We start from the raw sequence: 12,554 nt of genomic DNA on the forward strand, positions 1-12,554 counted from the left end.
GGAAGCCCTAATACCTTTCTTCGATGATTTGCTGGTGGTGCAGCAGGTGTCCGTAAATGATATAGCCGAGCGAATTGGCCGTGATGGCTTTATTGCTGGCGGTACCCGATGCTGCCAGTTGTTCCTCGTTAAGCGAAGCGATCAGCAGGTCGGTTGATTTGCGCAGCGCCAGGAACTCTTCCTTGAGCGAATCGAAACTTCTTTCATTGGCCAGTGAGTTCTCCGAAAAAAGATTTTCGTCAAAAGAAGCCAGGGGCGTTTTGTCTTTTCTTGCAATACGCAGCAGGCGGTAGCTCATAACATGCTCGGTATCGATCACGTGCTGCAGCACTTCTTTCAGCGTCCATTTATCCGGGGCATACCGGTGCAGGGCTTTTGCTTCGGGTATGGCGGTATAGAATGCCGCCAGGGCGTCGGCATATGTACGGGTTGCTTCGGCAAGGCTGTCTGTCGCCACTTTGGAGATATATTTTCCGAAATACTCGGGAAAATCGGTTGGTTTTGGTCTTGACATTATGGTTTGGCTGTTTGTACCGTGCTGTTCTGCCTGATCAGTTCCTGTGTGGCGGTTGCGCGCTGTATCCTGGTGGTATCCGCTGCTTCCACCGCCTGGTAGGCATTGATGATACCGCCGGTTTTGCTTAGCTGGTTGAAAGGGAAACCCTGTTCATCAGGACCGGGTTTGATGCTCGGCACTTCTGATCCGGGTTTGAAAACGGATTCTTCGATCACTTTTTTCACCTGCGCCGCCGTAAGATGCGGATAATACGACCTGATCAGCGCCGCCAGTCCGGTTACCACCGGCGAAGCCATACTGGTGCCCTGCAGGTTGCCATAACTGTGCGTGCCGGGAAAAGTGGAATACATTTTTACCCCCGGTGCAAACACATCCACATTGTTCTTGCCGTAATTGCTGAAAGAAGCGGTAACGCTGCCCGATATTTTCGGATCGCTGCTTGCGCCAACGGTGATGAAATTGGTGGCCCTGGCATTCCACTGGCGCAGCCAGGGATTGGGGTAACCTTCCTTGGTATCGAGATCATTGCTTTCGTTACCCGAAGCATGAACAATCAGTACATCGTGCTGCTCGGCATATTTCACGGCGCTGTCCACCCATCTTTTTTCGGGTGAGAAATATTTGCCAAAGCTCATGTTGATCAGTTTGGCACCATTGTCTACCGCGTAGCGGATGGCCAGCGCAATGTCCTTGTCGTACTCATCCCCATCGGGTACCACGCGCAGCATCATGATCTTTACATTATCCGCAACACCGTTGATGCCGATGCCATTGTTTCTTTCCGCGCCGATCAAACCGCATACATGCGTGCCGTGCTTGGCGCCGCTGGCGGGTCCCATCACATCGTTGTTGCCATAAAATCTGTCGGAGAAATTATTGTAGTTGTCCTTAATGATATCCTTCCGGTAGTCAACAGGCGGATTGGTTTTTGCCTCCAGCGCCGATTTCATCTTGTCCATTTCCTCTTCGAGATCGGCAAGCATGCTGGTGTTCTTTTCGTCGGCATCTGCCTGGAACATTTTCATACAGGAGAGATAGCCCAGTTTGGCTTCTTTCCCCGGTTTGGTCACGGGCAGAAATTTCTCCAGCTTTTCACAGGTATATTCGTCCATACCCATCTCTGCACGAAGAATTTTATCGTAACGCTTCAATGCTTTGGCGGTTACCTCCACCATCAGCAACTGCATCTGTTCGTCGGCGTTAACGTTCATCTGCGCCGACACATCTTTCCACAATTTGTATTCGTCCTGTTCCTGTGCAGACAGTGCTGCGCTGTCGATGGCCCTGCCTTCAAATTTTTCTTTCAGTCGGTAATAGGTGCGCGATTTTTCGTCGGAAGCCTTTACCACGTTGCGGCCGTCTTTGCCGCCGAGAAAATTCCAGCCATATACATCGTCTATATAACCGTTGTGGTCGTCATCGATGCCGTTTCCGGGAATTTCTTTGGGGTTCTTCCATAAAATATTCCTGAGGTCTTCATGTGTGGTGTCTACGCCTGAATCCAGCACTGCAACGATTACCTGTTTGGGGTTTTTGTTTTTTTCTTTCAGGAAAGAATAGGCTTTATCAAGACTGATCCCGTAAAACGCATCCTTTTTAGGATCAAGCTGATACCAGTCTTTCGGAACATCCGACTGTGCAATAGAGCGCAAGGAGAACAGTGGCAACGCCACCACGGCAAGTACAATCCCACGATGCATCATGTGTAAATTTATTCTAACTACAAATTTGCATAATGATAATGATAATTTAATCAGAAAAATCAGTTTTAGGAAAAAGTTAAGTGGAGATTCATTTAATTGATAATCAGTATATTATATATGTTACGGATGGTTGCAGAGAGATATTGCCACAGATGGCCGGATTGGCACAGAGCGATTGGCTGTGTAAATGGTCTGTTGGTACACAGGGTTTGTGGCGCAAAAAATCTTCTTCTGTTAATTCTTTCCTAAGAAAACTTATTTATACGAAGGCTGCGGGCTGTGAGCTGATGTTATGGCATGGATTTTTTAACGATAGCTGCGTAGATAAATCCAAAAAGATAACTAAACAGATTCCTATGAAACAAGTCATTGGCCAGATCACGAAAAGCACATTGTTTGCTGCCTTGTTGGCAGCTACCGTATTCCTGTTTTCCAATTGTTCGAAAGACGATGCAAGCGCAGGTATTTCGCTTAGCTATTCTTTAAGCGGCAATGCATCCGCAAGCCAGACAGTTCCTGCCAATAACAGCAACGGTTCGGGTACGTTCAGCGGCACCTACGATGCAAGAACAAAAGTGATGACCTATACCAGTACCTGGACCAACCTGAGCGGTGCCCCGCTGACGGCGGGTCTTTTTTCGGGTGCTTCGGGTCAGGTAGGTGCATCTATCACTGCCTGGTCGGTATCCGGCAGCGGTCAGGGTATTTCAGGAAGCATATCAGCAACCACCACGCTGAATGCAGAACAGGAAGCCAACCTGCTGGCAGGAAAAATGTATTATATGTTCACAACGGCGGCGCGTAGTTCCGGCGAGATCCGCGGACAGGTCACCGCAACCGCACAATAAATGAATGGGTTGGTTAGAAAAAAGTTGTCAGGGCCATTGAGTGATCAATGGCCCTTCTTTTTCAGCAGGCTCCATACACCTGCAAAAGGCCCTGCAGCCAGCAGCATGAATACATAGCTGCTTTGCGAATGCTGGTACACCGCGTTGATGAACTGTATACTCAGGATGGTGATGGCAAACCCGATACTGGTAACCAGTGTAATCACCGACCCCCTTACCTGGGCGGGCGCTTCCAGCGCAACGATGGAAGAGAAAAGCGGTGAATCCGCTGCGATGGCGGCGCCCCATACCAGCAGGTAAACAAGCAATACCGGTGTAGGTGCGCTGATGAATAAAGGCAGGAGCAGGCAGCAGCAGCCCGATACAGCCAAAGCCAGGGTGGCGATGTTTTTGGCGGGATAATATTTTGACAGCACACCACCCGTCATGCAGGCGATTCCGCCGATGCCGATTACCAGGAAGGCCAGCAGCGAAATATTTCCGGGATCTGCCTGTATGACCGCGAAATGCATTTTCAGGATCAGGGGAAGGAAAGCCCATACCGTATACAGCTCCCACATATGCCCGAAATAACCCAATGCGGCGGCACGCAGACCGGGCTGTTTCCCGATCAGCGACACCACGGCGAAACTGAGTTGCTGTCCCTGTTTACGGTAGGGCCCTTCCGGAACCCGGTACAAAACAAGTGTCCCTCCTGCCACACAGGCAATGGAAATAGACACGATCACCTGTTGCCAGGGAACGGTCACAGTAAAACTTCTCAGCAAATGCGGGAAAGCAGTACCCAGTACCAATGCACCCACAAGAAACCCCAGCGATCTGCCCAGTCCTTCTTTGTAATGATCGGCGGCGATCTTCATCCCCACAGGGTAGATGCCTGCCAGGAAAAATCCGGTGAGGTACCGCAGCAACAGCAACCAGGTTCCGTCCATCGACCGGTGAATGATGGCGATATTACAGACCGCTGCTGCCAGCGAACACAGGAAAAAAATCCTTGAAGGCAGAAACCTGTCCGCTACTGCGAGTATGGCAAAAAGCAGAGTGCCGCTGATAAACCCAAGCTGCACCGCACTGGTGAGGTAAGAGAGAAAAGCGGCAGGCAGCTGCAGCCGGGCAGACAGTTCCGGCAACACTGCATTGCCTGCAAACCATACCGATGTACAGAGAAACTGTGCGATGACGATCGTGGGGAGGATGCGGGTACTGGCGGGCAAGGTTAATGGGTTAAAGAGGTTTTATTGGATTGAATGGTTGCATGGTTAAATTGTTTTTGGCGGCAGCCATTCAACCATGCAGCCATTTAACTTTATCTCTACAGATCAAAACTGATTCCCTGCGCCAGCGGCAGTCTGTCACTCCAGTTAATTGTATTGGTCTGTCGGCGCATATAGGCTTTCCATGCATCGCTGCCGCTTTCCCTTCCACCGCCGGTTTCTTTTTCACCACCGAAGGCGCCGCCTATTTCCGCACCGCTGGTGCCGATGTTTACGTTGGCGATACCGCAGTCGCTGCCCGCATGCGAGAGAAACTGTTCTGCCTCGCGCATATTCAGTGTCATGATGGAGGAAGACAGTCCCTGCGGTACGCCATTCTGGAGCGCAATGGCTTCTTCCATGGTGGTATACCGCATCAGGTACAGGATGGGTGCAAAGGTTTCGTGCTGCACGATGGCCATTTCATTGTCTGCCTCCGCAATACAGGGCTGTACATAACAGCCGCTTTCATATCCTTTTCCTTCCAGCACTTTCCCTTCCACCGCAAACCGGCCTCCCTGCTGCCGGCACTGCGCGATGGCGGCAAGATAGTTTTGCACGGCGTCTTTATCAATCAGCGGACCCACATGGTTGGCTGTATCCAGCGGGTTGCCGATCCGCAGCTGTGTGTACGCTTTAACCAGCCGCTCTTTAAATGTTTCGTACACCGCTTCGTGTATAACCAGTCGGCGCGTGGTGGTACAGCGCTGTCCCGCGGTTCCCACGGCGCCAAATACGCAGCCGATCAATGCCATGTCCAGGTCGGCATGCTGCGATAGGATGATGGCGTTGTTGCCGCCGAGTTCCAGTATGCTTTTTCCCATACGCGCTGCCACGGCTGCTCCCAGCGCCTTACCCATGCGCGTGGAACCGGTTGCCGATACCAGCGCAATACGCGTATCATGGCTGATCCATTCGCCGGTTTCGCGTGCACCCTGTACAAGACAGCATACGCCCTCGGGTACCTGGTTGGCGGCAAATACTTCTGCTATGATATGCTGTACGGCGATGCCGCACAAAGGTGTTTTTTCGCTCGGTTTCCAGATGGTTACATTGCCGCAAACCCAGGCCAGGGCGCTGTTCCAGCTCCATACCGCCACGGGGAAGTTGAAGGCGGAAATAATGCCCACCGCGCCCAGCGGATGCCATTGTTCGTACATACGGTGCGCCGGTCGCTCGCTGTGCATGGTAAGTCCGTATAACTGCCTGGATAATCCAACCGCAAAATCGCAGATATCGATCATCTCCTGCACTTCGCCCAGGCCCTCCTGCAGGCTCTTGCCCATTTCATAGCTGACCAGCCTGCCGAGGTCTTCTTTTTTTCGGCGCAGCGCTTCGCCTACCTGCCGCACGATCTCCCCGCGTTTTGGTGCGGGCCACATACGCCATACCGGAAATGCTTCCATCGCCCTGGTTACAACGGTGTCATAGGCGGCTTTGTCTGCAGAAACCACGGCGCCGATCAGGCTGCCGTCAACAGGGGAATAGGATTCGATGACCGGTCCTTTGCTGCCGAGCCATTGCGTTCCGGTAGACACGCCATGCTGCGATTCCCGGATGCCGAGTTGCCTGATAAAATCCATGGGTTGCAATTTGCGGATAAAGATAGGGGGGATAGGGGCAATTGCCGACAGACGCTGGCAGGGAAGGGGGTTCTAAAACAAAAAAGTACTGCCTCCGTTGAGAACAACCGGCAATACTTTTTGAATTGCAATGCTTGACACGTATGAAAAATATCAGGCATGAAGATATTTGTTGTTGTAACCGGTGGCCTAAAAATTAGGCGTAGGGCTTTTCTGAATCGGGGAAATTGCCCCGGAGACCCTATCTCGACTTTGAAAGCGCCAGTAACTGGTCGTACACCTGGCTGTAGCTGCTGCCGATGGGGATCTCTTTTCCGGCCACCCAGAGCCTGGTCTTGCTGAATTTTTCGATCCGGCTCAGCGGCACGATAAAAGAACGGTGCACCCTTACGAAATCGCGGGAAGGCAGCTTTTCCTGAATGCTTTTCAGCGTCATCAGCGTGAGTACCGGAGTGGGTTTGATATAGATCTTGATATAATCGTCCAGCGCTTCTATCAGTTCGATATCTTTCAGGTTGATCTTCATTATCTCGTAATTCACTTTTACGAAGATCGAGTTGAGCTGCATTTCCTGGCTGCTCAGGAATTCCATGTATTCATTGGCCTTGTAACAGGCTTTGAGAAAACGGTCGTACTCGAAAGGTTTCAGCAGGTAGTCAATGGCATCCACGCTGAACCCTTCAACGGCAAAATCCTTGAAAGCCGTGGTGAAAATAACCGGCGGTTTTTCCGTCAGTCCTTTATAGAACTGCATGCCGTTGATATCGGGCATCTGGATATCGAGGAACAGGAGATCGATCTTATGGTCCTGCAGGTACATTCTGGCTTCATCGGTGTTGGTGAACACTTTTTCCAGTTTCAGAAAGGATATCTTGCTGCAGTACTCGTTGATGAGCTGGAGCGCCAGCGGCTCGTCGTCTATGGCTATACAATGTATCATAATCACGTTTCTATCTCGAGGTGAACGGTATAATAGTTGTCTTTTTCAGCAGTTACCAGGCGGTGTTTTTCGGGATACATCAGCTCCAGTCTTCGCTTTACATTGGTGATGCCGATACCCGTATTTTCCAGCAGCGAATTATCGGTTGATACGATAAAGTTAGAAGAAGTAAAGTATACTTTGTTATCCCTGGTCCAGAGAGTGAACTGTATCTGCGATGCCTCCTTGGTGCTTACCCCGTATTTGAATGCGTTTTCCACAAAGGGAATAAACAGCAACGGTGCAATCAGTAAGGTATCGATGTCTCCGTCTGCAGAAAAACGCACCTGTACTTTATCGGTCAGTCGTACCTGCTGCAGTTCGATGAAATTATGGATAAAATCCACCTCGTTGCGCAAAGGCACCAGGTCGCGCTGCGTTTCGGTCAGTATGTAACGCATGATCGAAGACAGTTTCATCACCGCAGGCGCCGTTTTTTCGCTGCGCACCACGGCAAGCGAATAAATATTGTTGAGCGTGTTGAAGAAGAAATGCGGGTTTACCTGCTGCTTCAGGAAGGACAGTTCGGTGTTGAGTTTTTCGTTTTCGGTTTCTTTCCGCGTCTGTTCGGTACGCAGCCAGCGCTGGATCATAGAGGCGCAGGTGCCCACGGTAAATACGAGCAGGAACAGGAAGGTGTTGTACGGATCGGCAACAGGGCGGGTTCTTCTCGTCATCATACCCGGAAAGCGCGGCTTTCCCTGGAACGCGGGGTTGCGGATAAACTCGCGGTTGTTCGGGTTGAACACATCGGGCTCGGCGATCTGCAGCGCTATCTGTTTGGGAACGTATAAGAAGATCACCAGCGATGCTGCAATGGATATCACATACCACCACCATTTTTCCTTTACCAGAAAACGCGGTATCAGAAACAGCGTATTCAGGTAATAGAAAAACACAAGAAACACATTATTGCATACGATGGCCGCCAGCTGGTGATTGCTGATATTGAATTCGCGCAACCGCGGAAAGAATACGAGATACGGAAGAGTAAAGAAACCCACCCATGCGGCAATATGTGCGATAACGGTTAGTGCGGTTCGATTAGTGGTAGGCAAGGTATGGGGTTGAAGTCGGGTTCTTTAAAAACTTAAGATATGCTTTGTCTTTTAAACGGACAAACCTGCGTGTTCAGGTAGTTGCCGGGTCTTGACAGGCAAATAACCGGCTCTCATACAGTGCAGACAACCCAAATCTATTCAGCCTTCGGCATCTGTTTCCCGGATACCGGGGAAAACAGCGCACTTATCGGTGAATGCTTAATAAGATTCTTTTTCAGAAGGAAAATCTTTTGATTTAACATCACGGATGTATTGTCTTACCGCGTTGTCGATCGTATCCTGCAGATTGGCATACTGCCGAAGGAACCGCGGTTTGAATTCGTTGTTGATGCCCAGCATATCGTGCATCACGAGCACCTGTCCGTCGCAGTCGTTGCCCGCGCCGATGCCGATGGTGGGTATCGACAGACTTTCACTGACCTCTTTTGCCAGTGCGGCCGGTATTTTTTCGAATACGATCGCAAAGCAGCCGGCCTGCTGCAGCAGCAACGCATCGGCCCGGAGTTTGTCGGCTTCCGTCTCCTCTTTGGCTCTTACGGTATAGGTGCCGAATTTGTAGATAGACTGCGGCGTTAGCCCGAGATGCCCCATTACCGGTATGCCTGCCGAAACAATCTTCTGTATACTGTCCACCACTTCCGCGCCGCCCTCGAGTTTAATGGAATGGGCGCCTGTTTCCTTCATGATCCGGATGGCGGAAGCCAGCGCTATATCCGAGTTGGACTGGTAAGAGCCAAAAGGCATATCCACCACTACCAGGCTGCGATGAATGCCGCGCACCACGCATTGCCCGTGATAGATCATCTGCTCCAGCGTAATGGGCACGGTGGTCTCGTATCCCGCCATCACATTGCTGGCGCTGTCGCCCACCAGCACCACATCGATACCCGCCGCATCAAACAGCCGCGCAAACGAAAAATCATACGCCGTGATCATCGATATCTTCTCACCCGAAGCTTTCATTTTAGCCAGCGTATGGGTGGTGATTTTTTTGGGTTCTGAGTGGGTTGGCATATGGAGATTTTGGAATTGGGGATTGGGAAATCGGGGATTTATTTTGAACGGTTGCTCTTTGCGGTTTTTGTTGACGCCGTAAAAATAGCAGTTAATTGTTTTGCCTCCTTTAGCAAAGGTTCCACTTTTTCCCGGAATCCTGTCTGGGTTTCGGGGATGATACTTAACCAGAAGCAACTTTCATCGGCTTCCTCTTCCACGATAGCGATTTTTGAAATAAACTCCGAGTGACTTCTTGAACGACATGCCGCGCGGTAATTTGCTGCAACGGAACTCGCCGATCGGCCTAATTGATGAGAGATGATCGAAGCGCTTCGGGTATGTGGCAACGTGTCGACTGTCGACCAGTTGCAATATTTCTATGGAGAACATTCTCGTTCTGTCTTTCAATTCCTGCTCAGTCATAACGGGAATTTCTATGCAATTTCAATCAATCGTCATATAAAATTTCAGGTATTTATACTGAATAGTCAGGTCGGTCTCCAATTCCCCAATCCCCAATTCCAAAATTCCCAATTACGATGTGATTCCTTTTCCTTCCAGTTCGTAATACAAATGTTGCACGAGGCCGTCGGCGAGGCCGATTTTGGGGACGTAGATTTCTTCGGCATCGGCCCAGCGCATGGTGTTGATGTAGATCTGCAGGGCGGGAACGATCACATCGGCCCGGTCTTCGCGGAGTTTGTAAATGTTCATGCGGTCTTCGAGCGAAAAACTCGAGATCTCCTTGTAATAGTCTTTCAGCAGTTCCAGCGAAAGCGGTTTGCCGTCCTTTTTCTTGCTGAGCGAGAATATTTTATTGATGTTGCCACCGGTGCCGATGGCTGTCACTTTTTTGTAACCCTTTGTTTTTGCCTTGACATAGTCCTTTACATCGTTCCATTTGTCATCGTCCACCATATCCTTCAGCAAACGGATGGTGCCGATATTGAAAGATTTTTTGAACACGAGTTTGTTGTCGGCAAAAAAAGTGAGCTCGGTGCTGCCGCCGCCCACATCGATATACAGGTAGCTGTGGTCGGTGTCCATGTTTTCGGCCACATGGTTTTCGTAAATGATCGATGCTTCGAGGTCGCCGCTGATGACTTCGATCTCGAGACCGGTTTCGAGTTTTATTTTGCGGATAAGATCGGCGCTGTTGCCTGCATCACGCATGGCGCTGGTGGCGCAGGCTATCACATTTTTTACGCCGTATGCGTTGATGAGGTGGCCATAGGCTTTCATGGTCTGCAGCACCATACCTCTTTTTTCCTTGGAGATCTCGCCTTTATCGAAAACGTCAAAACCCAAACGCAGCGGAACGCGCACCAGGTTGAGTTTGTTGAACTGCGGCCTGCCTTCCTTGTCATGCGTTACATCCACGATCAGCAACCTCGCTGCATTACTTCCTATATCAATGGCTGCTAACCTCACTTGGCTCGTTGTTTTTCTTGAACAGGTACTGGTAGGTCTCTATCTGTGAACGTATCTTCTTTTTACCCGTGGAAGGTACATAGTTGTTGGATAACTCATTGTCGAGTATCCTGGCTTTCACATTGTCTCTTAATTGAATGTGGATAATCTCCCTGAGTTCCTGGCCTATTTCGGCATTTATAACCGGTATCGCCGCTTCCACACGATGATCCAGGTTGCGCACCATCCAGTCAGCGCTCGAGATATAGATCTTTTCCTTGCCCAGGTTATGGAAGATCATCACCCTCGCATGTTCCAGGTATTCGTCTACAATGCTGATGGCGCTCATATGTGCTTTTACTTTTTTGCCATAGATCATTGCGCAGAATATACCGCGCACGATCATCTGAACCTCCACGCCCGCAATGGCCGCTTCATCCAGTTTCCTGATCAGTATGGCATCGCTCAGCGAATTCACTTTCAGGATGATGGCAGCCGGTTTGCCGGCCCGGGCAAATTTGATCTCCCGGTCGATCAGCGTTATCAGCTGTTTGCGCATGGAGACCGGACAAACCAGCAGTGTTTTGCAGGCGCGCAGGTGCTGCACCCCTGTTTGCAGGTTCTCGAGGTAGCGGAAAATACGGTTGATATCGGCCATTACATTCCGGTTGGCGGTTAGCAGGCAATGATCGCCGTATACCCTTGCGGTTTTTTCGTTCAGGTTGCCGGTGCTTACAAAGCCGTACTGGATGGTCTTGGTGCCTTTGCGTTTTTTGATGATGCACAGTTTGGCATGCACCTTCATACGGTCGGGGCCAAGCAGCACTTTTACGCCTTCTTCTTCCAGCACTGTTTTCCATTCCAGGTTGGCTTCCTCGTCGAACCTGGCTTTCACCTCAAGCATTACCACAACTTCCTTGCCATTCCTTGCCGCATTGATGAGCGCGTTGATGATCTTGGAATTGGAGGCCAGCCGGTAAGCCGTGATCTTGATCGAGGTTACATCGGGATCCATGGCCGCTTCTCGCAGCAGGTCGATAAGCGCGTCAAACGAATGGTAGGGAAAATGAAGCATCACATCCTTCTTCACGATCACATCGGTTACGCGCATCGAACTTTTGAGGTCGCGGTGGGTAAACGAAGGACGGCGCGTGCTTTTGGTGGCAAATACATCGGGGAAATCCATGAAATGCCTGAAATTATGGATGCGTCCGCCGGGTATGATATTGCTTTTGCGGTTCAGGTTCAGCCTGCGGATCAGGTATTCCAGCAAGCCGGCATCCATTTCCTTGTCGTATACAAAACGCACGGGCTTGCCCTTGCGGCGGTTCTTCAATCCTTTTTCGATCTTCTCCACAAAGCTGGTGCTGACGTCGTTGTCTATGTCTATTTCGGCGTCCTTGGTGACTTTAAAAATATGCGCGTCGAAAATATCGTAGTCGAAATACGAAAAGATATTCGGCAGGTTGAAGCGCACCAGGTCTTCGAGCAGTATGATGCTCTGCACACCGGGTTTGGAAGGCAGCTGAATAAACCTGCCCACGGCCCTGGCGGGGATCTCGATCAGCGCATATTTCTGGTGATAGGCCGAACTGTTTTTGCGCATCACCACTCCCAGATAAATACTCTTGTCGCGCAGATAGGGGAGCTGTGGCAGCGACTCTATCATCAGCGGGATGATGTTGGAGCGGACTTCGTCGTCGAAATATTTCCTGACAAATACCTGTTGTTCCCTGTTGAGGCTTTTTTCATCCACCAGTAAGATATTCTCTCTCTTCAGCTCGCGCAGGATGTTCTGCCAGATACGGTTAAACTCGTTCTGCTGCTGCAGTACAACCACCTGTATCTGGTCCAGGATGGATTGCGGATCTTCCTCGAGATGCATATTCAGTTTTTTCCGTTTGCCCACGAGTTCCACCATTCGTTTAAGTGTGGCTACGCGTACACGGAAAAACTCATCGAGGTTATTGGAGAAAATGCCGAGAAAGCGGATCCGTTCTTTCAGGGGAACAGAAGGATCGTTGGCTTCCTGTAAAACCCTGCCATTGAAACTTAGCCAGCTAATATCGCGTTGAATCAGGAATTTCTTCATAGGAAAGCCATACGTTTTGATGAAATGCCCGCAACCCCTTACTGCCGGGCGAATGGATCAAATATAAAACAGGCCGTTACGCATATATGTTAAGTTTTCGTGCGCGGCAATA

General features: G+C 50.3%; 10 protein-coding genes and 1 pseudogene. 1 reads left to right on the forward strand and 10 read right to left on the reverse strand.

What is annotated here, in order from left to right:
- Positions 1-7: 7 nt before the first annotated feature.
- Entirely contained in the window at positions 8-514 is a 507-nt protein-coding gene (locus GWC94_RS04165) for a DinB family protein (protein ID WP_161833771.1), read from the reverse strand.
- A complete protein-coding gene (locus GWC94_RS04170; protein ID WP_235918455.1) occupies positions 514-2,220 on the reverse strand; it encodes a S8 family peptidase in 1,707 nt (568 codons plus the stop codon). The genes GWC94_RS04165 and GWC94_RS04170 overlap by 1 nt, the downstream gene beginning before the upstream one ends.
- 356 nt (positions 2,221-2,576) lie before the next feature.
- On the opposite strand from GWC94_RS04170, the gene GWC94_RS04175 reads away from it, so the two are divergent.
- Complete coding sequence (locus GWC94_RS04175; RefSeq protein ID WP_161833772.1) at positions 2,577-3,068, forward strand: CHRD domain-containing protein; 492 nt, start codon at positions 2,577-2,579, stop codon at positions 3,066-3,068.
- 44 nt (positions 3,069-3,112) lie between these two features.
- On the opposite strand, the gene GWC94_RS04180 is transcribed toward GWC94_RS04175, so the two are convergent.
- The 8 genes and pseudogenes from GWC94_RS04180 to ppk1 all read right to left on the reverse strand — a co-directional run bounded on the left by GWC94_RS04180 (position 3,113) and on the right by ppk1 (position 12,442).
- Positions 3,113-4,282 carry an MFS transporter gene (locus GWC94_RS04180; protein ID WP_161833773.1) on the reverse strand — a complete coding sequence of 390 codons (1,170 nt, stop codon included), beginning with the start codon at positions 4,280-4,282 and terminating at the stop codon, positions 3,113-3,115.
- A gap of 98 nt (positions 4,283-4,380) precedes the next feature.
- Entirely contained in the window at positions 4,381-5,904 is a 1,524-nt protein-coding gene (gene amaB / locus GWC94_RS04185; protein ID WP_161833774.1) for an L-piperidine-6-carboxylate dehydrogenase, read from the reverse strand.
- A 241-nt stretch (positions 5,905-6,145) separates the two neighbouring features.
- Positions 6,146-6,844 carry a LytR/AlgR family response regulator transcription factor gene (locus GWC94_RS04190; protein WP_161833775.1) on the reverse strand — a complete coding sequence of 233 codons (699 nt, stop codon included), beginning with the start codon at positions 6,842-6,844 and terminating at the stop codon, positions 6,146-6,148.
- Positions 6,845-6,846: 2 nt separating this feature from the next.
- Complete coding sequence (locus GWC94_RS04195; RefSeq protein ID WP_161833776.1) at positions 6,847-7,941, reverse strand: sensor histidine kinase; 1,095 nt, start codon at positions 7,939-7,941, stop codon at positions 6,847-6,849.
- A gap of 201 nt (positions 7,942-8,142) precedes the next feature.
- Entirely contained in the window at positions 8,143-8,958 is an 816-nt protein-coding gene (gene panB / locus GWC94_RS04200) for a 3-methyl-2-oxobutanoate hydroxymethyltransferase (RefSeq protein WP_161833777.1), read from the reverse strand.
- 38 nt (positions 8,959-8,996) lie between these two features.
- Positions 8,997-9,290, reverse strand: a pseudogene (locus tag GWC94_RS04205) (four helix bundle protein); the annotation flags it as partial.
- Between the two features lie 184 nt (positions 9,291-9,474).
- Positions 9,475-10,371, reverse strand: a complete 897-nt coding sequence (locus GWC94_RS04210) for a Ppx/GppA phosphatase family protein (protein WP_161833778.1) — start codon at positions 10,369-10,371, stop codon at positions 9,475-9,477.
- Positions 10,352-12,442: a polyphosphate kinase 1 gene (gene ppk1 / locus GWC94_RS04215; RefSeq protein WP_161833779.1), complete on the reverse strand. Its 2,091-nt coding sequence runs from the start codon at positions 12,440-12,442 to the stop codon at positions 10,352-10,354. The genes GWC94_RS04210 and ppk1 overlap by 20 nt, the downstream gene beginning before the upstream one ends.
- Positions 12,443-12,554: the final 112 nt, after the last annotated feature.

It is taken from the genome of Sediminibacterium soli, assembly GCF_009939225.1.
Taxonomy (GTDB): Bacteria; Bacteroidota; Bacteroidia; order Chitinophagales; family Chitinophagaceae; genus Sediminibacterium; species Sediminibacterium soli.

Bases quoted from the DNA above. Each gene is read 5' to 3' on its own strand.
- GWC94_RS04165 (WP_161833771.1), bottom strand. From the start codon at position 514: ATGTCAAGACCAAAACCAACCGATTTTCCCGAGTATTTCGGAAAATAT.
- panB (WP_161833777.1), bottom strand. From the start codon at position 8,958: ATGCCAACCCACTCAGAACCCAAAAAAATCACCACCCATACGCTGGCT.
- amaB (WP_161833774.1), bottom strand. From the start codon at position 5,904: ATGGATTTTATCAGGCAACTCGGCATCCGGGAATCGCAGCATGGCGTG.
- GWC94_RS04170 (WP_235918455.1), bottom strand. From the start codon at position 2,220: ATGATGCATCGTGGGATTGTACTTGCCGTGGTGGCGTTGCCACTGTTC.
- GWC94_RS04190 (WP_161833775.1), bottom strand. From the start codon at position 6,844: ATGATACATTGTATAGCCATAGACGACGAGCCGCTGGCGCTCCAGCTC.
- GWC94_RS04175 (WP_161833772.1), top strand. From the start codon at position 2,577: ATGAAACAAGTCATTGGCCAGATCACGAAAAGCACATTGTTTGCTGCC.
- ppk1 (WP_161833779.1), bottom strand. From the start codon at position 12,442: ATGAAGAAATTCCTGATTCAACGCGATATTAGCTGGCTAAGTTTCAAT.